The sequence below is a fragment of the Saezia sanguinis genome (genome assembly GCF_003991585.1).
Taxonomy (GTDB): Bacteria; Pseudomonadota; Gammaproteobacteria; order Burkholderiales; family Burkholderiaceae_C; genus Saezia; species Saezia sanguinis.
Genome location: NZ_PQSP01000001.1, coordinates 233,831 through 252,017, shown reverse-complemented (window position 1 = coordinate 252,017; position 18,187 = coordinate 233,831). Strand labels below are relative to the sequence as shown.

General features: G+C 49.0%; 26 protein-coding genes. 23 read left to right on the top strand and 3 right to left on the bottom strand.

Annotation, left to right across the window (positions count from 1 at the left end):
* The first annotated feature begins 162 nt into the window (after positions 1–162).
* From CUZ56_RS15690 to CUZ56_RS01110, 9 genes are read left to right on the top strand one after another with little or no spacing between them, the layout of a single operon-like run.
* Complete coding sequence (locus tag CUZ56_RS15690) at positions 163–306, top strand: hypothetical protein (protein WP_162615198.1); 144 nt, start codon at positions 163–165, stop codon at positions 304–306.
* Positions 239–709: a PFGI-1 class ICE element type IV pilus protein PilL2 gene (pilL2, locus tag CUZ56_RS01145; RefSeq protein WP_126977410.1), complete on the top strand. Its 471-nt coding sequence runs from the start codon at positions 239–241 to the stop codon at positions 707–709. Before CUZ56_RS15690 ends, pilL2 begins: the two co-directional genes overlap by 68 nt.
* A gap of 44 nt (positions 710–753) precedes the next feature.
* The gene (locus CUZ56_RS01140) at positions 754–1,398 is read left to right on the top strand and encodes a hypothetical protein (RefSeq protein WP_126977408.1); all 645 of its coding nucleotides are present in this window, start codon (positions 754–756) and stop codon (positions 1,396–1,398) included.
* Between the two features lie 53 nt (positions 1,399–1,451).
* Positions 1,452–2,114, top strand: a complete 663-nt coding sequence (locus CUZ56_RS01135; protein ID WP_126978499.1) for a TIGR03759 family integrating conjugative element protein — start codon at positions 1,452–1,454, stop codon at positions 2,112–2,114.
* Positions 2,111–2,695 (top strand): lysozyme family protein, encoded by a 585-nt coding sequence (locus CUZ56_RS01130; protein ID WP_126977406.1) that lies wholly within the window; start codon positions 2,111–2,113, stop codon positions 2,693–2,695. Before CUZ56_RS01135 ends, CUZ56_RS01130 begins: the two co-directional genes overlap by 4 nt.
* On the top strand, positions 2,692–3,234 hold the full coding sequence (locus CUZ56_RS01125) for an integrating conjugative element protein (RefSeq protein WP_126977404.1): 543 nt from the start codon (positions 2,692–2,694) through the stop codon (positions 3,232–3,234). Before CUZ56_RS01130 ends, CUZ56_RS01125 begins: the two co-directional genes overlap by 4 nt.
* A gap of 4 nt (positions 3,235–3,238) precedes the next feature.
* On the top strand, positions 3,239–5,458 hold the full coding sequence (gene traD / locus CUZ56_RS01120; RefSeq protein WP_126977402.1) for a type IV conjugative transfer system coupling protein TraD: 2,220 nt from the start codon (positions 3,239–3,241) through the stop codon (positions 5,456–5,458).
* Positions 5,451–6,197 carry a TIGR03747 family integrating conjugative element membrane protein gene (locus CUZ56_RS01115; protein WP_126977400.1) on the top strand — a complete coding sequence of 249 codons (747 nt, stop codon included), beginning with the start codon at positions 5,451–5,453 and terminating at the stop codon, positions 6,195–6,197. The genes traD and CUZ56_RS01115 overlap by 8 nt, the downstream gene beginning before the upstream one ends.
* 19 nt (positions 6,198–6,216) lie before the next feature.
* Complete coding sequence (locus tag CUZ56_RS01110) at positions 6,217–6,645, top strand: hypothetical protein (protein ID WP_126977398.1); 429 nt, start codon at positions 6,217–6,219, stop codon at positions 6,643–6,645.
* On the opposite strand, the gene CUZ56_RS01105 is transcribed toward CUZ56_RS01110, so the two are convergent.
* A complete protein-coding gene (locus CUZ56_RS01105; RefSeq protein WP_126977396.1) occupies positions 6,590–7,573 on the bottom strand; it encodes a hypothetical protein in 984 nt (327 codons plus the stop codon). The two genes, CUZ56_RS01110 and CUZ56_RS01105, sit on opposite strands and share 56 nt — an antisense overlap.
* Positions 7,574–7,729: 156 nt before the next feature.
* On the bottom strand, positions 7,730–8,116 hold the full coding sequence (locus CUZ56_RS01100) for an H-NS histone family protein (RefSeq protein ID WP_126977394.1): 387 nt from the start codon (positions 8,114–8,116) through the stop codon (positions 7,730–7,732).
* 217 nt (positions 8,117–8,333) lie between these two features.
* Between CUZ56_RS01100 and CUZ56_RS01095 the strand changes: the two genes are divergently transcribed.
* Both CUZ56_RS01095 and CUZ56_RS01090 read left to right on the top strand, forming a co-directional pair.
* A complete protein-coding gene (locus tag CUZ56_RS01095) occupies positions 8,334–8,594 on the top strand; it encodes an antitoxin (RefSeq protein WP_204250816.1) in 261 nt (86 codons plus the stop codon).
* An 8-nt stretch (positions 8,595–8,602) separates the two neighbouring features.
* Complete coding sequence (locus tag CUZ56_RS01090; protein WP_239441938.1) at positions 8,603–8,989, top strand: type II toxin-antitoxin system VapC family toxin; 387 nt, start codon at positions 8,603–8,605, stop codon at positions 8,987–8,989.
* A gap of 50 nt (positions 8,990–9,039) precedes the next feature.
* On the opposite strand, the gene CUZ56_RS16250 is transcribed toward CUZ56_RS01090, so the two are convergent.
* Positions 9,040–9,174 carry a hypothetical protein gene (locus tag CUZ56_RS16250; protein WP_275427129.1) on the bottom strand — a complete coding sequence of 45 codons (135 nt, stop codon included), beginning with the start codon at positions 9,172–9,174 and terminating at the stop codon, positions 9,040–9,042.
* Positions 9,175–9,197: 23 nt separating this feature from the next.
* Between CUZ56_RS16250 and CUZ56_RS01085 the strand changes: the two genes are divergently transcribed.
* The 12 genes from CUZ56_RS01085 to CUZ56_RS01030 all read left to right on the top strand — a co-directional run bounded on the left by CUZ56_RS01085 (position 9,198) and on the right by CUZ56_RS01030 (position 18,167).
* A complete protein-coding gene (locus CUZ56_RS01085; RefSeq protein ID WP_126977388.1) occupies positions 9,198–9,548 on the top strand; it encodes an integrative conjugative element protein, RAQPRD family in 351 nt (116 codons plus the stop codon).
* Entirely contained in the window at positions 9,545–9,784 is a 240-nt protein-coding gene (locus CUZ56_RS01080; protein ID WP_126977386.1) for a TIGR03758 family integrating conjugative element protein, read from the top strand. The genes CUZ56_RS01085 and CUZ56_RS01080 overlap by 4 nt, the downstream gene beginning before the upstream one ends.
* A gap of 28 nt (positions 9,785–9,812) precedes the next feature.
* A complete protein-coding gene (locus CUZ56_RS01075) occupies positions 9,813–10,169 on the top strand; it encodes a TIGR03745 family integrating conjugative element membrane protein (RefSeq protein ID WP_126977384.1) in 357 nt (118 codons plus the stop codon).
* A gap of 10 nt (positions 10,170–10,179) precedes the next feature.
* Complete coding sequence (locus tag CUZ56_RS01070) at positions 10,180–10,596, top strand: TIGR03750 family conjugal transfer protein (RefSeq protein WP_126977382.1); 417 nt, start codon at positions 10,180–10,182, stop codon at positions 10,594–10,596.
* Positions 10,593–11,258 carry a PFL_4703 family integrating conjugative element protein gene (locus tag CUZ56_RS01065; RefSeq protein WP_126977380.1) on the top strand — a complete coding sequence of 222 codons (666 nt, stop codon included), beginning with the start codon at positions 10,593–10,595 and terminating at the stop codon, positions 11,256–11,258. The genes CUZ56_RS01070 and CUZ56_RS01065 overlap by 4 nt, the downstream gene beginning before the upstream one ends.
* Before the next feature lie 11 nt (positions 11,259–11,269).
* The gene (locus CUZ56_RS01060; RefSeq protein ID WP_126977378.1) at positions 11,270–12,139 is read left to right on the top strand and encodes a TIGR03749 family integrating conjugative element protein; all 870 of its coding nucleotides are present in this window, start codon (positions 11,270–11,272) and stop codon (positions 12,137–12,139) included.
* Positions 12,136–13,578, top strand: coding sequence for a TIGR03752 family integrating conjugative element protein (locus CUZ56_RS01055; RefSeq protein WP_126977376.1), 1,443 nt, complete (start codon positions 12,136–12,138; stop codon positions 13,576–13,578). The genes CUZ56_RS01060 and CUZ56_RS01055 overlap by 4 nt, the downstream gene beginning before the upstream one ends.
* A complete protein-coding gene (locus CUZ56_RS01050) occupies positions 13,559–13,993 on the top strand; it encodes a TIGR03751 family conjugal transfer lipoprotein (RefSeq protein ID WP_126977374.1) in 435 nt (144 codons plus the stop codon). Before CUZ56_RS01055 ends, CUZ56_RS01050 begins: the two co-directional genes overlap by 20 nt.
* The gene (locus CUZ56_RS01045; RefSeq protein WP_126977372.1) at positions 13,993–16,893 is read left to right on the top strand and encodes a conjugative transfer ATPase; all 2,901 of its coding nucleotides are present in this window, start codon (positions 13,993–13,995) and stop codon (positions 16,891–16,893) included. Before CUZ56_RS01050 ends, CUZ56_RS01045 begins: the two co-directional genes overlap by 1 nt.
* Before the next feature lie 286 nt (positions 16,894–17,179).
* Positions 17,180–17,518, top strand: a complete 339-nt coding sequence (locus tag CUZ56_RS01040) for a hypothetical protein (protein ID WP_126977370.1) — start codon at positions 17,180–17,182, stop codon at positions 17,516–17,518.
* A gap of 91 nt (positions 17,519–17,609) precedes the next feature.
* Positions 17,610–17,924, top strand: a complete 315-nt coding sequence (locus tag CUZ56_RS01035; RefSeq protein ID WP_126977368.1) for a hypothetical protein — start codon at positions 17,610–17,612, stop codon at positions 17,922–17,924.
* Between the two features lie 9 nt (positions 17,925–17,933).
* Positions 17,934–18,167 (top strand): hypothetical protein, encoded by a 234-nt coding sequence (locus tag CUZ56_RS01030; protein WP_239441937.1) that lies wholly within the window; start codon positions 17,934–17,936, stop codon positions 18,165–18,167.
* The last annotated feature ends 20 nt before the right edge of the window (positions 18,168–18,187 follow it).

Here is an 18,187-nt window from a genome sequence, read left to right as displayed (position 1 = left end):
CATGCATAAAACAACATTGTATATGGCACAACTTCCTGGATAAACAGTTTACCCGGTACATTGCTTCATATTTAGGCAAAAAAAATCATTCCAAAAAGAAATCAGCATATTTCTATTTTGCTTTATTTCCCCGCCAACTCCACTGGTTTGTAAAGATCACTCATGGTTTTTATTCAATGGGAGCAAAACAGTGATCCGCATTTATCCTTTTTTCAAACCGGCAGCATGCCTTTTTACAATGCTGCTCATCCTTTTCCTCTCGGCATGCCAGACAAGCCCACCGGCTATAACAGCAAAAACGGATAAATCTCGTCCGTATCTGGATGCTGCCCCTGTACAGGTTGTCCGTTATGGACGATATACGCTAGTGGAAGTTATGCCAGAACAAGGACAACGCGATCTGATGGCGCAGGTTATCGATGTATCGTTTCCGCTATCCCAAGGCATGACCGATACCACTGTAGGCCAGGCAATGCGTTATGTGCTGCAGCGCTCAGGCTACCAGATGTGCGACACCCTTAATACTTTTGACGCGCTGCTGCTACCGCTTGTACACGCCCATTTAGGGCCGATGCAGTTACGAGACGCGCTCATGGTGCTGGCCGGTCCCGCCTGGACACTACAAGTCAATGAGACAACCAGGCAGGTGTGCTTTGTGTCACGGTTTAATAACCCGAATGTTAAAAATGAAAAAACGGAGAGCGTGTAATGACCATACTGCCTGAACTCAAAAAACCTTCCAAACTGCATTATGTGTTTTTTGCGATCACTCTCGCCTGGTTGCTTGTGCTCAGTATTTCACATTTCATCCACAAAGGTCAGATGACTGCACTTGAGCACGCAACCAATGACCAACAAAACACTGCACTGATCCAGTCACTGCAAACACGGCTGATCGATTTCACCGAGCAGCTGGAAAGTATTATCGTCAACCTCAGCGACGAGCAGGCAATTACTGCGTCCCAACTGCAGGATCTCTCACGTTTGGTTGATCAGCGTTTTGCAGACATTCAATCACGCCTGCAAAATGATCCGCCCGATCTTGCGACATTTCATGAAAGACTGGACAAACTCGATGAGCAAATCATGCAGTTATCGAAAAAACAGCAAACACCTCCTGCTCAAAAAGCAACACCGCCAAGAACATCGCGAAACACGCTCAAGCCACAAAACCCGAGCGCCCCGTCATTCCTGCTCATCGGCTCAGAACTCAAAGGCGGCGAGCGGTTACTTTCCGTTGCTCCCAAAATAGCTCCTACGCTATCAAACGCACGCCCAATACGCGTTGGTGAAACCGTAGATGGCTGGACGCTGCAGGAGTTTGATGGACGCCTGGCCACCTTTGAGAGCCAAGGCCAGATCCATAAACTGGTTGTGCCTATGGGAGAACACCCATGAAAACATTGCAGCGAACACTTTTGTGCTTTATCACGGGTCTGTGTTTTTTTAGTATGGCCCATGCGCAGCAACTCTCACAGCAACCGATCCAACAGCATTTTACCCCCGTCCAAAACAGCCAGGCCACTCAAGCACAGGTTAAAGGTGAGGAGTGGGGACTCATGCCTGAGGAATGGCAACGGTACGAAGAACTGATGGACGGCCCTCGTGGCCTGTATTCTCCGGGTATCGATCCGCTTACTGCATTGGGCATTGAAGCACGTTCTGATGAAGAACGCCGCTACTATGCCCAAAAACAGGTACAGGCAGAAGCCGCTCGTGTACAAAAAGAACTCGCCTATCAGCATGCCTACGATGCCGCCTGGAAACGACTGTATCCGACGTTACAGCCAGTCACTGGTTTGTCCAACAGTGCCACCACCATCACTGGTGATGGACGCCTGGCTGTTTTTGTCAAAGAAAACTGCCCGCCCTGCGACCAGCAGGTCAAACGCCTTCAGGCAAGAGGCCAGTCTTTTGATGTCTACCTGATCGACAGCCGAGGGAATGACACCACAGTACGCCGCTGGGCATCCAAAGTAGGTATTGACGCTGCCAGGGTGCGCTCAGGCACCATCACGCTCAATCACGACGCAGGACGCTGGCAGCTGCTTGATGTCGGCGGTGAACTGCCTGCCGTGGTGAGAAATGTTCAAGGAATATGGGTACGTCAATGAAAGTCATCCTCTTTCTTTTACTGCTGCATGCCCTTGGAACAGGTATTCAAAATGCCAAAGCACAAGAAATCCCACCTCCGGCATATCAGATCGCAGCTGCTTATTCCGAGATTCCTGCAACGGTGCTTTATGCTATCGCCTTGCAGGAAAGCGGCAGATCCATCAATGGGAAACATCGTCCATGGCCCTGGACACTCAATATTTCAGGCCAGGGATATTACTTTGATACACAGGAGGCTGCCTGCACCAGATTGACTGCGGCCCTTAAAACCACATCCGCCAAACGTATCGATGTGGGCCTTGGACAGATTAATGTGGGCTATCACTCTCACAGAGTCGGGAAACCGTGTGATTTGCTTGATCCCTATGTGAACCTGACACTCGCTGGGCAAATACTGACGGAACAACACCGCCCCGGTCAGGACTGGCTCATCACGATGGGCAAATATCACTCCCCTGCCAACGGGGCTGCCGCTGCGCGGTACCGTGTGGCCGTTCAAAGGCACTATGCCCGATTACTACCGCAACAGCTACCTCAACGCCAATCTTTTCCATCCAAACAACTGGTCGCACTGAAATGAAACACTTTTATCTGTCACTTTTGCTACTATGTCCCATAACCTGCATTAATGCCCAATCATTGACCGTTATTGAAGACTACGGCGGCAGGTCTACCTCACCATATTTCGATGCCATCGGCATTGTGCCCAATGCATCTGCGCTTTCATCTGCACTTGAACTTTCACCTACACCTGCAGCCTTGCACCAACCGTCACAGGTTTCCCAACAGGACGAATCCTTCGTGTTGCCGATAAGCTCCAAGCGCCTGACACCTGGGCCGGTTGCTCCCCGAATAATCAATGCGCCCGGTCTGTTGCCATTTTTTTTGATTGGCGATGATGAACTCTCCCGAAAGTGGCTGAAAGAGCGTAGAAGCATTTTGCGTGAAATGGGAGCATTCGGTCTGGTGGTCAATGTGGACTCCATGGACAGTCTGGACCAACTGCGCCAACTGGCTCCAGAAATCACGCTTTCCCCTACCCCTGGTGACGATCTGGCAGCCCGCTTGCAGTTGAAACACTATCCGGTGCTGATCACTGCAACCGGCATCGAGCAATAGAAATATGGCGCAGGATCAGTCAATTGAAGTCTTGCTGCGGCCAGCAGTCGAACTTTATACGGTAGCGGTCTGTATCTGTGCGGCATTTCTGTGTATTGCCGCACCCTGGGCACTGGCACTCTCCCCTGCTTTTGGCGTTACCGCTGCCGCTTTGCTGCTGACATTTGCGGGCATCCGGCTTCGTGATGCCTGGGTCATTCTACGCTACCGGCGCAATATTCGCCGTCTACCCAAATACGCTGTCACCAGCAGGCAAATTCCTGTGAGCAACCAGCGGTTGTTTATTGGTCGGGGGTTTCAATGGGGACAACAACACACGCATCGCCTGACACAGACTTACAAACCGGAATTTCGCAAATATGTGGAAATGCCTGTCTATTGGTATGGTGCCAGGCGCTTTGAAGCAAGGCTGGAGTTTTCACCGAAATACATTGCCTGGCTGGCAAAGGTTACCCGCTGGGACAATCCACTGAACCCGGTCAGGCCATTGCCGCCCGTTGGTGGTATGCCCCGCTTGCATGGCATTGAACCCAATGAAGTCGATGTGACACTGCCGCTGGGTGAGCGTGTCGGGCATACGCTGGTATTGGGTACAACTCGCGTTGGCAAAACCCGGCTGGGCGAGCTTTTTGTAACACAGGATATCCGGCGCGGAGAGACAACGATTTTCATTGATCCCAAGGGTGATGCTGACATGCTGATTCGCATGTATATCGAGGCAAAAAGAGCCGGGCGGGAAAACGAGTTTTATATCTTTCACCTGGGCTGGCCGGAAATCTCGGCGAGATACAACGCAGTCGGACGATTCGGACGTATATCAGAGGTAGCAAGCCGTATTTCCGGTCAGCTTTCGGGTGAAGGCAACAGCGCCGCATTTAAAGAGTTTGCGTGGCGCTTCATCAATGTGATCGCTCGTGCCCTGGTCGAACTCGGTCACCGACCTGACTACCTCCAGATTCAACGCCATGTGATTAACATCGACGAACTGTTTATCGAATACGCACAGCATTATTTTTCTGAGCGTAACCCAAAAGCGTGGGATGTTATCGTGCAAATTGAGGCCAAAATCAACGAGAAAAACATGCCACGCAACATGATCGGCAGAGAAAAACGTGTCGTGGCACTTGACCAGTATCTGACACAGGAGAGAATCTATGACCCGATTCTCGATGGTCTGAAATCAGCTGTGCGATACGACAAAACCTATTTTGACAAAATCGTCGCGAGTCTTTTACCGCTACTGGAAAAACTCACCACTGGCAAAATTTCACAGTTACTGGCTCCGAATTATTCGGACCTCAATGATCCCCGCCCTGTTATAGACTGGATGCAGGTCATTCGCCAGCGAGCCATTGTTTATGTCGGGCTCGATGCCTTGTCCGACACCGTGGTGGCTTCTGCTGTTGGCAACTCCATGTTTGCCGACCTCGTCTCTGTGGCTGGCCACATCTATAAATTCGGATTGGATGATGGTTTGCCTGGAGAAAATCCGCACGTTAAAGTGCCAATCAACGTCCATGCCGATGAAGTCAACGAACTTATGGGCGATGAATTCCTGCCGATGATTAACAAGGGCGGCGGCGCGGGTTTACAAATCACGGCTTACACCCAAACGATGAGTGACATCGAGGCAAGGATCGGCAGCAAACCAAAAGCCGGTCAGGTACTTGGAAATTTCAATAACCTCATTATGCTGCGCGTGCGGGAAACAGCAACGGCTGAACTGCTTACCAAACAGCTTCCAAAAGTTGAAGTATACAGTTCGCTTTTGATGAGTGGCGCAACCGATACTTCCGATCCTACCGGCAACACCTCTTTTACCAGCAATACCGTCAACCGCATTACTGCAGCCAGTGTCCCGATGCTAGAACCCTCTCACATTGTTGGTTTGCCCAAAGGACAGGCTTTTGCACTGCTCGAAGGTGGGCAGCTTTGGAAAATCCGTATGCCGCTACCAGCAACCGATCCAGGAGAAGAGATTCCCCAAAATATCCAGTCGCTTGCAGACTATATGAGAACTCAGTATGTCGAGTGCACAAGGTGGTGGGAGCAGCAGATATTACCATCGCTGCACAGCGAACATCTGCCAGCAGATCTGGTCGAGGATTTTAAACAACTGAGCACACAGGAATCCGTAGAGCCACAAGCCCCGATTGATGAGTCCGGCATCTATCAGGTCATGTCACCTGATCTGTCCGCTACGGAAGAAATTGAACATGGCTGACGCAGCTGATACCGCTCAATCGCAGCAAGCCAAACCCAAGACCTTTATCGGAAAACTGCTTGGCTTGCCATTGGCGATTTTTGGTATTCTGTGTGCTTCACTGCTACTGTCCATTATTGTCGAAATTGTCGGAATGAATCTGTTTTGGAAAGACCAGGGTTACAAACACGCACAAAACATGTTTCATTACGAAGTGGAGCAATTCTCGCAAACGTATACTCAAAGCATCCTGATCTCTGAGCCTGTCCAAAAAGTCGGCTGGCTTTTGAATCAGGCGTATGAATGGCTGTTTATTCGCACAGGACTGACCGAACAGACCAAAGCCATCGTAACCCCCACTGATAGGGATAGTGCCCGCAAACTACGTTTCAGGGAGTATGTAGCACTGGCTTATGGGTATATACAGGATGATGTGCTGGCAGCGGCATACACCACGCTGACATTCATGGTGAGAACACTGGTGATTATGTTCAGTTTGCCGCTGATGCTCCTGGCAATCATTGTCGGCCTCATTGACGGGCTAGTCAAACGTGATATCCGGCGCATGACTGCTGGATATGAATCCGGTTTTATTTATCACCGTGCAAGAGCATTTTTAGTTCCACTTCTTGTTCTTCCGTGGATGGTGTACTTGGCCATGCCATGGAGCGTTTCTCCGTTGCTGGTACTGTTGCCCGGTGCCATGTTGTTAGGTACAGCAGTGAATATCACCGCAGCCAGCTTCAAACGATACCTTTAATTTTATTGCTGAAATCATAATGAAAAACCAAAAAATCAAATTCATTCGGGATACCGAATGCCTGGATGGTGATTTTTCCCGCCGGGCTGATTGCACCCAGTGGATGAGCGCATTTGGAACATACGTTAAATCCAGGCTCAGTACGTTTGAAATAAGAGTAGACGCTTACTATCACTGCGGGAATCTTTATCTTACCGTGGACTCATATAACATCACCTCGAAAGATTCTATAGCAGCAACCATTGTTATCAACCGGGGATGCATTGACTTGGGCAATCCGCAAGATGACCAGCAAGATATCGCCCTGCCCGGATTGGTCGACGGGGTTTTCTTTATCAAATCATTATTGAATATAGCGCAAAACGCTAATACGCTTACCTCGTCTACTTCACCTACTCCTCAGATTCACCCCCAACAAGGGTTGTGGGTTTCTTTGAAGGACAGTTAAGGCGCATGGTGAAATGAGATAGATGTTTAAAATCCACGCTATACCCCTTCTCCCCTTTTTTAAGACCACCGATCCAGTAGATTGTGAAATAGGGATTTAGCCCTTCATTTACCATTTCCTGCATTTGATCGATATCCCGGTTAAAGCGTTTTGCAGGCCGGTAACTTTGGATATCATCTTTTGATATGTATAAACTGATGTTTTCCCCATCTTTTTTGTCTATCAGGTTCAGCGCAAAACCCTCGCCATACCGTTTGTAAAGACGCGCACCACCATAATACACAGCAACTCCGTCCACAAGACCATACCGTATATGTCTGAACAGGTTTCTGAAGCTGATGGTGCCTGCACCACCGGATATGGACACTTCCTGCGCATCGAGTAAATTCTGATCTTTTAACCCTAAAAAGCAACTCACCAAAGAATCCAGATTCCTGGTGGTAGAACCAGCCTGCTGCGCATATTCTCTTCTGGCATTCAGCCTTTTCTTGCGATCAACAATGGTTCTGATATTTTTTAATTCATCATCTTGAGGCTCAGGCGCAGTCGGTTCATTCTCTACATCGGGAATAACAAAATGACTGATCAGCCGTGTATTAATCGCCTGAAGCTGTGCTGCCACCCTGCTAGAGCAGGTGTTTGTAGTTGACTCTGTACCTTCTTGCTGCAAAGCCTCATCCAACTCCATCCACTCACACTGCTCTGAATGTGTATCCCATATACGGAAATGCGGGCTTTTAAGTGGTGTATCTTCTGCGACCTTATTGTGATTGATTGCTGAGACTCTCACGCCATAGTTTCTGCAAACCGGATCGGTACACAGAAAATGGAATTTGCTGAGCTTGTCCTGCAAAGCAAACTCCATACACGCTTCTTCAATATCAACTTCACGCCCTAGCTCTTCACAATAGGCTTTATCAATCCTCATACGGCCCTCGTTCTGCCCTCGTTGCTTTATCAGGTTATCTTTTGTGCTATGAATGCCTCATAGCTGATTATAAAAATATCTGATCAGATCAACAGCCTTTGTGAAAATAATCTTTATAAATTTCTTGTATTCGAGCGATTTGTCTACATTGCATTGTTATTTTTTACCAGGGCGAATTTTCAATTTTTCCATATCTTTACCCTGCTCAATCCAGGCCACAACCCACAGCGGCTTTCTGCCACGCCCTGACCAGGTCTTGCCTGGATCAGTCTGATGAAAATACACCGGCTTTAACGGTTTTTTAGACTGCTTTGCTCTGGTGGTCTTTGCGGCCTGTTTTGTTGATTGTTGGGTTTGTGTCCCCTCTTTTTCTCTAAGGCTCAATAATTCTTTAAATGCCACACCTTCTTTGGCACAAAGCTTTTTCACTTCTTTCAAGATCTCCCGTTTCGATTGACGGGCTCTTTTTTTAATTTCAGTGGTGATATTTTGGCTAAGTTTTTTCAACCCGGACAAGCTAAGTTTGGATAAATCAGTAGGCATTTTAGGCTTTCCTCAAGTAGTTGAACGACTTGTCAATTTTATATCAAAGAAAACCATTTGTATCAAACCCACTTTTATCAATTATCAGATGACTATCTTTTCCTTGGCTGATTTGGTAAGCGCATTCAGCAAACCATGGCACCGACAACTGAGAATGCATGGTTGTTTTGCACTCATTTTTGGTATATACTTAGATATATACCACAAGAGGTGCATGATGACACAAACAGCTAAAATATTTACCAATGGACGCAGCCAAGCCGTGCGTTTACCAGCGGAGTTCCGCTTTGACTCTAAAGAGGTTTATATTCGCCAAGATCCTAAAACTGGTGATGTGATCCTATCGCGTAAACCTGATAACTGGGACGGTTTTTTTGCAGCCATTGAAAATGCAGAAGTTCCCAAAGACTTTTTAAACAAAAAAGACCGTGAACAAACGAAACAAAAACGTGATCCTTTTGATGGGTGGAAAGAATGAAACTCTACATGCTCGATACCAACACAGTAAGCCATTTCATTAGGCAAAATCCACAGGTGACAAAGCAGATAGTGGCAGCTCCACTGACCAGTCTTTGCATATCAGCAATAACAGAAGGAGAGCTTTTGTATGGTTTGGCAAAACGTCCAGAAGCCAAAAAATTACATCAATTGGTACACGAGTTTTTGAAACGTGTAGATACGCTTGCTTGGGATATGGAAACAGCAGGCATTTATGGAAAACTACGTGCTGAAATGGAGAGTAAAGGAAAGGTTTTAGCGCCCCTTGATATGATGATTGCCGCACATGCTCTAACTGTAGGTGCCGTATTGGTTACGAATGACCACGCTTTTTTACAGGTACCAAAAGTGCACACAGAAGACTGGAGTGCTTAACTATCAGCGACAGAGAGTATCCTATAAAATATTCATGGGAGTAGATCAGCTCAAAGAACTCCTATATTACCAACAGGTTCAATTGTAGTAATTTTTGATTCACGCTTTTCATGCCAAAGAAAACCGTCTGCATCAAAACCGCTTTTATTGCTCTTAGAGCGGCCATCCTGACCGAACATCAGCATATCTTCACTTTACCAATGAAGTTATGCCTAAATTATTTTCTTGTTTAAAACTCGCCATTGCAGTTCTATTTACCGGGGTGCTCAGTGCTCAAGTACACGCGCAACCAACAGGTTTTGACGAACACGCACAACTGGCAATATTTGTGCGGCAACTGGACACGCTGGAGCGCATTGCTGCTGAAAGCCAGATGCTCTCACAGCACCAGAAGAGCCGCTACCATTTCGACTATCCGCGACTGCATGAAGATATGCAGCGTATTCGCAATGGTATCCGTGACTACCTGACACCCCAGCGTGCGCAGCCCCGTGATCCAGTGGAGATCACAGGGCAATACATCACCGAGCACGTCAATAGTAGGAAAGGCCAGCCATGAGCCTTTCTACGGATCAGCTCAATGCTTTTAAGGTCAATGGCGGATTTGAACCCGACGCCGTTGCCACACTACTTCTGTGCGCTGTCTTTATCGCGCTGCTGGTGTGGGGCGTGTGGGCAATCCGCTCTGCCTACTCCTGCTGGGCAGCCAATGAGCTTTCCCATAAAGAATTCGCGCTTGTCGTCGTGCGGTTCGCAACGATGTATCTGGCGCTCACTTTTCTTTTGCTTTCATAATTTTTCACTCACAAAGGTATATCCATCAATGACAAAACAATCCTTTATTAAACGCTTCCTTCCTGCCGCTGCACTACTCACAGCATTCACTTCGCAACAAGCCTTTGCCCAGGGCAGGATGCCAACAATTGAAGATCCGTCACGAGGTACGGGTAATGGCATTCTCTCAACACTGCAAAATTATGGCTACGACATCATTATGCTGATCGCATTAGTCGTTATTGCCAGCATTTTTGTGGGGGTGTGCTATCACGCTTATATCTGCTACAGCGAAATCCAGACTGGCAAAAAAACCTGGGGACAATTCGGCCTTACAGTTGCCATTGGTGCCATGCTGCTGGTACTCGGTATCTGGTTGCTGACACAGGCAACAGAAATTCTCTGATCGCTTCTTTATGAGCAACGATCAAAAAACATTAGCCGACGGTACCGTCAATTTTCTTCCACACCGGCTCAACCGTCAGCCGGTTGTGGTACGGGGACTGACTGCCGATGAACTTTGGATCACGGTCGGCATTACAGGTGTGGCCGGACTTCTGGCAGGAATTCCGCTAGGCATCGTAACCGGGCAGATAGGAATGGTCCCCACTTCCATCCTGATCTGTATTGCTCTTGGTATCTTTGTTGGCGGCGGGATATTGCGCAGGCAGAAACGGGGACGGCCAGACACCTGGCTGTACCGGCAACTCCAGTGGCAAATCCGTGTCCGTTACCCGGTGCTATCTGACATGTTGGGTGGATCGCATTTGATTACCCGTTGCGGTCGTTGGACAACCCGGCGAATCCTCAAAAGAAAGGAGAACGGTCAATGAGCCGTTTTAGAAATGAGGTGGCGCACCTCAAATCTCATGTCAAGACTTTGCGCTTTCTGGCTTTGGCGCTTTTCCTGTTGGCGCTGGCTATGGGTGCAGGTTGGTGGAGCGCACCTAAAAACCTGATGATTCATGTCCCGCCTGATCTGCGCTCAGGCTCCACCCGAAAATGGTGGGAGGTCCCGCCTGAATCTGTCTACGCCTTTACTTTTTACGTGTTCCAGCAGATCAACCGCTGGCCTACAGATGGTGAAACTGATTACGCCAAAAACATTCACGCCTACTCCCCCTATCTCACACCGAGTTGCAACGCATTTTTGCAGCAAGACTATGCCCTCAAACGAGACAGCGGTGAATTGCGAAGACGTGTACGTGGTATTTATGAGATACCAGGTCGGGGCTATGGTGACGATCCCACTGTACGGGTCAAAATCCTCTCTGAGAGCGATTGGATTGTCACGCTTGATATTGCTGCGGATGAATACTACGGCACCGAACAGGTCAAACGCGCCCTCGTGCGCTACCCCATCAAGGTTGCCCGCTCAGACATTGACCCTGAGAGAAATCCTTTCGGCTTGGTGCTCGATTGTTACAGCGAGACGCCGCAGCGCATTGAAATCCCCAAATCAGCTCCTGTTGCTACAGGTTTCTCCAACCGATGAAAGGCACCATCATGAAATTACTTAAATGCCTTATTCCATTTATCCTCCTCTGTCTGGCAATACCTGCCAAGGCGGTACTGCTGATGCCCTGGGAGCGTCTGCCACTGGCAATTCCACTGGTCGTAGGTCAGGAACGTGTGATTTTTGTAGATAGAAACGTGCGCGTGGGTATCCCGGGATCAATTGCCAATAAACTGCGCGTACAAACGACCAACGGCACTGTTTATCTTTTGGCAAGAGAGCCAATCGATCCGGTACGTCTGCAACTGCAGGATGCCGAAACGGGGGAGCTGATCCTGATCGACATTGCTGCAGTTCCGGCAGTTGAAGATGACGCACCATTAGAGTCAATACGCATCATCGAAGGTGAAAACCCCTCACGTCGTTATGGCACACCTGCGGTTACAACGCAGTCCCAAAACCCGACAACAGCCACAAACACTCCCCGGCGCGAAACCCCTGTACCGGTCATTTTGACAAGATACGCTGCACAATCCCTTTATGCGCCACTGCGAACGGTAGAGCCTGTTCAGGGCATTACCCGCGTAAATCTGCGACACAATTTTGATCTTTCCATGCTTTTGCCAACCTTGCCTGTGGCTGCCACACCGATGGCTGCCTGGCGGTTGGAGGATTTTTGGGTAACAGCGGTTAAGCTGCAAAACACATCAAACTCGGTAATCGAGCTTGATCCCCGATTGCTTCAAGGAGATTTTATTGCAGCAACGTTTCAGCATCACAACCTTGGTCCAGCCACACACCCTGCAGACACAACCGTTGTTTATCTAGTAACGCGCAAGCGCGGTCTTGCCCAATCGTTGTTGCCTGCTCTTAGCCAGATCGATGCATCAATCAACATTCACAGCAGGAGGCATCCATGAAAAGTAACGGACTGCTGAAATGGCTGCTGATTCCTGTTGTGCTGCTGGTACTTTTCATTGGTATCAAGCTGGTATCAGGAAATAAGGCCAACACCGACTCATACGAGGAAACCCCAAAACTCACAGCCGAAGAAATGAAGGCGCTTGGGATTGAAGGCGACACACCACGCGATACGGTAGCGACCCTGGTTGGCCAGGTTAAGCAAATGCGCACCGAACTTCAAAATACCCTGAAGGAAAACACCCAGCACAAAACCGAGATCGAACGCCTGCGTCAACGTGAGCGCGATATTGAACAGCGTATCCAAAACACTCTGGATGATGAAAAAAACAGGCTGCGCCAGGAGCGCAATCAAACTGCCAGCGATCAGCAGCAAACCCGCAGCATGATTGAGGACTTGCAACGCCGCCTGGAAAACCTCGGCAAAACACCTGAGCACTCCAACCTCCCTAATCTTCCAAACTTTCCGATTGGCCTGGGCCTGGAGCCGGAGAATCAAACACAAAATGACCAGATGATCTGGGTTGAACCCCAGGATGTAATCCAGCAGGATACTCGCAGCAACAAACCGACGATCAGTTTTCCGACAAGTTTTAGAAAACCCGATGAGCCTGAGTCTTTGTATGCCGGTGAAAAAATACGTCACGAACCGTATGGTGAAAATAGCGGCAAAACCAACCCCCGACCTGTATATACGGTTCCGGCTAATGCCACGCTGATGGGATCGGTGGCCATGACCGCACTGATCGGGCGTATTCCGGTCGATGGTACGGTCACAGACCCCTACCCCTTTAAAGTGCTGGTTGGTCCGGACAATCTGACGGCAAATGGCATTGAGATTCCTGATGTTGCCGGTGCCGTGATGAGTGGCAACGCCAGTGGTGACTGGACCCTCTCATGCGTTAGAGGCCAAATTCATTCCATCACTTTTGTATTTAACGACGGCACCATCAGGACCTATCCCCCATCAACGGGAAGCAGCCAGGCCAGCAACCGCAGCAGCAATAATAGCGCAGGATTCACAGGGGGACTGGGCTGGATTTCTGACCCCTACGGTATTCCATGCGTTAGCGGAGAGCGCAAATCCAACGCCCAGCAGTACCTGAGCACCCAGGCATTGATTACTGCTGCCGGTGCGGGCGCAGCATCACTCATCAAGGATGAGGGCGGCAATTTCAGTTATGCCAACCCGGATGGCACGGTGGGCACTGTCGGGATTACTGGCAACGAAGCCGCCGGACAAATCCTGATGGGCGGCGTGCGTGATATGTCCAAATGGGTGAACCGACTGTACGGAGAGGCGTTTGCTGCTGTATATGTGCAGCCCGGCGCACAGGTTGCAATACATATCAACGAACAGATCGCCATTGATTTTGACGAAACAGGCCGCAAGGTCGACCATACTTTAGGGGGAAGTCATGCCTATGACCTCGATTAAACGAACCTTGATTTTAATAGTTCTGGCCACATGGCTGGCCGGGTGTTCCACCACCAAAGACGATATGCTCACTCATGGTGATAAAACGATGATGGATATTTGGGAGGTGGGCACCGGTGGATCTGCTGGAAGCCAGCAATCCCGCCAGTTGATGGATGCACGTCAGAGTTTGCGTCGCCCATTGTCAAACGCTGATATTGAGCAAACTCCGGTCATGCAGGCCACATATACGAGAACGGCAGTAAATGAAATCCATAGCCAGTTTCAACGTCTGCCCAACCCTGACATGGTCATGTACATATTTCCGCATCTGGCGGGAACTGATCCTGTGCCGGTACCAGGCTATACCACCGTGTTTCCGCTGTATCAACGTGTGCAATATGCGATGCCCGGAGAGAGAACGGAGAATTACTGATGGGTGTATTTGAACGAATCTTTCGCCGTGGCGCTCAGAACAAGGCAGAAAACAAAAACCTTGATGCCTGGCAAAGCCATGTTGAAAACCTCAAAGCCAATGGTATTCCTGAACCTGGTGCGGTTGCAGAGAAAAAACCAGCAACAGTAGCTGATGAGCAGGCTCTGTACCATGTGGGGCCTTCTTTTACCGATATGCTGCCGTGGGTAGAGTTTTTGCCTGAATCGCAATCCATGCTGCTTGATGACGGTCAGTCTGTAGCAGCGTTTTATGAGCTGCTGCCCATTGGCACTGAAGGACGGGAGGCAAGCTGGCTGCAGCATGTGCGTGACGCACTGGAAAACGCTTTACAGGATAGTTTTGATGAGCATGAAACAAATCCATGGATCATTCAGCTTTATGCTCAGGACGAAACAAGCTGGGACCATTACCTGGATACGCTTGAAAACTACATTCATCCCCGCGCCAAGGGGACACAGTTCAGCGAGTTTTATCTCAAGCACTTCCAGCATCACTTGCAATCCGTCTCAAAGCCAGGCGGATTATTTACGGATAACGCCGTCACTCGCCTGCCCTGGCGAGGCCAGACCCGACGTGTCAGACTGGTGGTGTATCGCCGGGTGGCCGCATCAGCTTCACGCCGGGATATGTCACCGGAACAGGCATTGAATATTGCCTGTGAACGATTAATCGGTGGACTCTCCAACGCAGGCGTCAAAGCCACACGGATGGGCGTTCGCGATATTCACGACTGGCTGCTACGCTGGTTCAATCCCCACCCGACCATGTTGGGTGGGCATATCAATGACCGCGAACGCTTTTACCAGCTGGCGTCCTACCCGCAGGAAAACGAACCCGGTGAAATTGAGTTGGCTTGCGGGAGAGATTTCTCACAACGGCTGTTTTTTGAACAGCCCCGCTCAGACGCTCAAACGGGCCAATGGTACTTCAACAACTGGCCTCATCGGGTACTGGTGCTTGATCGTTTGCGCAACCCACCGAAAATCGGTCACATTACAGGCGAGACCCCAAAAGGGGGAGATGCCATTAACGCGCTAATGGATCAGATGCCCGAAGATACGATGATGGTACTCACCATCGTGATCACCCCACAGGACACTTTGGAGTCCCATCTGAATTATCTCGCAAAAAAATCTGTTGGTGACACACTGGCCTCGGAACAGGCCAGAGCCGATGTCAGACAAGCCCGGTCACTAATTGGCAGTTCACATAAACTCTATCGAGGCTCCCTCGTATTTTATCTGCGTGGTAAAGACCAGGAGGAACTCGATGCGCGGGATTTGCAACTATGCAATGTGATGCTTGGCGCAGGGCTGCAGCCGGTTAGGGATGAAGATGAAGTAGCGCCATTGAATTCCTACCTGCGCTGGTTGCCCTGTGTGTTTGATCCCGACCGGGACAAGCGCCACTGGTACAGCCAGCTGATGTTTGCGCAGCACGCCGCCAATTTATCGCCTGTATGGGGCAGAAGCCAGGGTACTGGTCATCCTGGTATTACCTTTTTTAACCGGGGCGGCGGTTTGGTAACATTTGACCCACTTAACCGCAAAGACCGACAAATGAACGCACATTTGTTCGTTTTTGGACCAACCGGTTCGGGCAAGTCCGCCACACTCAACAATCTGCTTGCTCAAATGGTCGCCATATACCGGCCACGTCTGTTTGTGATCGAGGCCGGAAACTCTTTCGGACTGTTTGGTGATCTTGCTAAAAAAATGGGATTGTCCGTGCATCGGGTACGGTTGGCTCCAGGCTCCGGTGTGTCGCTGGCTCCGTTCATTGATGCTGCCCGGTTGGTTGAAACCCCGGACAAGGTCAAAACCTTGGACGTGGATGCGCTCGATGAGGATACTGCGCACATTACACAAAAAACTCAAGATACTAACCATGACCTGTTTGACGAGCAGCGCGATGTTTTGGGGGAGCTGGAAATTACAGCGCGTCTGATGATCACTGGCGGCGAAGAAAAAGAAGAAATGCGTATGACGCGGGCAGACCGCAGTTTGATTCGCCAATGCATTCTGGATGCTGCCCAAAAGTGTGCAAAACATGGCCGTATGGTATTGACACAGGATATCCGTGATGCGCTCAGAAGCCGGGCCAAAGACCCCGGCTTGCCGGAATCCCGTCAGTCCAGGCTATTGGAGATGGCTGATGCTCTTGCTTTGTTCTGTCAAGGTGTTGATGGAGAAATGTTCAACCGGCCCGGCACACCCTGGCCGGAAGCGGACATTACGATTGTGGATCTGGCAACATTTGCCCGCGAGGGATATAACGCGCAATTGTCTATTGCCTACATATCGCTCATCAATACAGTCAATAACATTGCCGAACGCGACCAGATGCTGGGTCGCCCGATCATTAATATCACGGATGAGGGCCATATCGTCACGAAAAACCCCCTGCTTTCCCCCTACATCGTGAAAATTACGAAGATGTGGCGCAAGTTGGGCGCATGGTTCTGGTTAGCCACACAGAATCTGGATGATCTGCCCAAAGCAGCTGAACCGATGCTAAATATGATCGAATGGTGGGTGTGTTTGAATATGCCGCCAGACGAAGTGGAAAAGATCGCCCGGTTCAGAGAGCTCAATGCAGCGCAGAAAACACTGATGCTCTCTGCCAGAAAAGAAGCCGGAAAATTCACTGAAGGCGTGATTCTTTCCAAATCAATGGAGGTGCTGTTTCGGGCAGTTCCACCAAGCTTGTTTCTGGCATTGGCTGCAACGGAACCGGAAGAAAAACACGAACGCTATCAACTCATGAAGGAGCATGGCATCTCTGAGCTCGAAGCCGCTTTCAGGGTTTCTGAAAGAATCGATGTGTTGCGAGGAATTGAACCGCTTCAAAAAGCACCTGATAAAACTGCAGCATCATGATTTTATGCTGTGAGCCGGGTTTCCTATTTTATGCCCCCTTCTTTATAAGTAGAGCCAATATTACACAATGTCATGCCGCTTAAGTCGGCAACATGCCCAGGCAGCCCCGATCTTTAAGGCTGCGACACCACATCCATGGTGCTGATCAAAATAGTCCGCTCTTAGCATCCGCTTTGCGGCACAACCGGCAAAAACCGGCAGGATGCCTTTTTTAACTAACCCTACAGGGACGCTCATTTCCCTGTTAGGAAAGAGTGCTCCCTGATTTTATTTAAGGAGTATTTTTATGTCCCGTTCTAATTACAGCTTGAGACTGCAGTTGTGGAATGGCAGAAAGAGTAAGCAGGAATTTTCAACGAAGATGGGATACACAGGCCCAACGATCCTCAAGGTTCAAAGTGTTTATCACAAAGGCCCGCGCCAGATCATGGTGGAATTTGAAACACCTGAAGATGCGCAAGCGGCCAGGAAGATCACCGGTTGGAATCTTGCAAACCAAAAAAACTGGTCTGAAGCAACGCTGGAGATATCCTTTGTTGGTACCGATATGGTGTGTCGCAATAAAAATCCACAAGGTATTGTTATCACTGAATATTACGCTCATTGGGAAATCACAATGGAGTAATCCTGACCCATTTTTTTTTATTAACCCACAGGGGAAACATTTCCCCCAATGGGAAAAGATGTTTCTTCTGTTCATTTTTAGGAGATACATTATGTCTGAAAAGAATCAGCAAAATCACTCCAATGATCAAACGCTGAACTATCTTGTGTTTTACACCTTCTTTTTTGCGCTGGGACGCCTCAGTGCTGTGGTGCGCAAATCTTTATTAGGACTGTTTACCACAGCAGCAAAACGAAAGAGCAGGATCAATGCGGTTTGTTGCGTACATGACGTTCATTCAGATATATCACCAGCCATGGCGATTCAATATGAAGACTGGCTTGCTGTACTCATCCCTGAACAGGTTCAGTGTTTTAGGGAAAAGAGTTTGGCAATGACACATCACCATGACTATATTAATCAGTAGGAGAAAATAATGAAAAAACGTATGACCAACATTGAGTTTGTCACCGATTTGATGCAATATTCAAAATACGGCGTAATGGCACAACTATTTGTAATTGAAGCACTGCATTGCTATTCAGATACAGTAGCTAATGCCGCACCTGAACAATTGAAAGAATTGGGCGAGTTTATCAACCCACAAGCCTGGCAAGGTGTTGCTCGTGAAATCGCTGAAAAAATTGAAAATCGTCATAAGCAAAAATAATATTGCTATCTACAACGCCC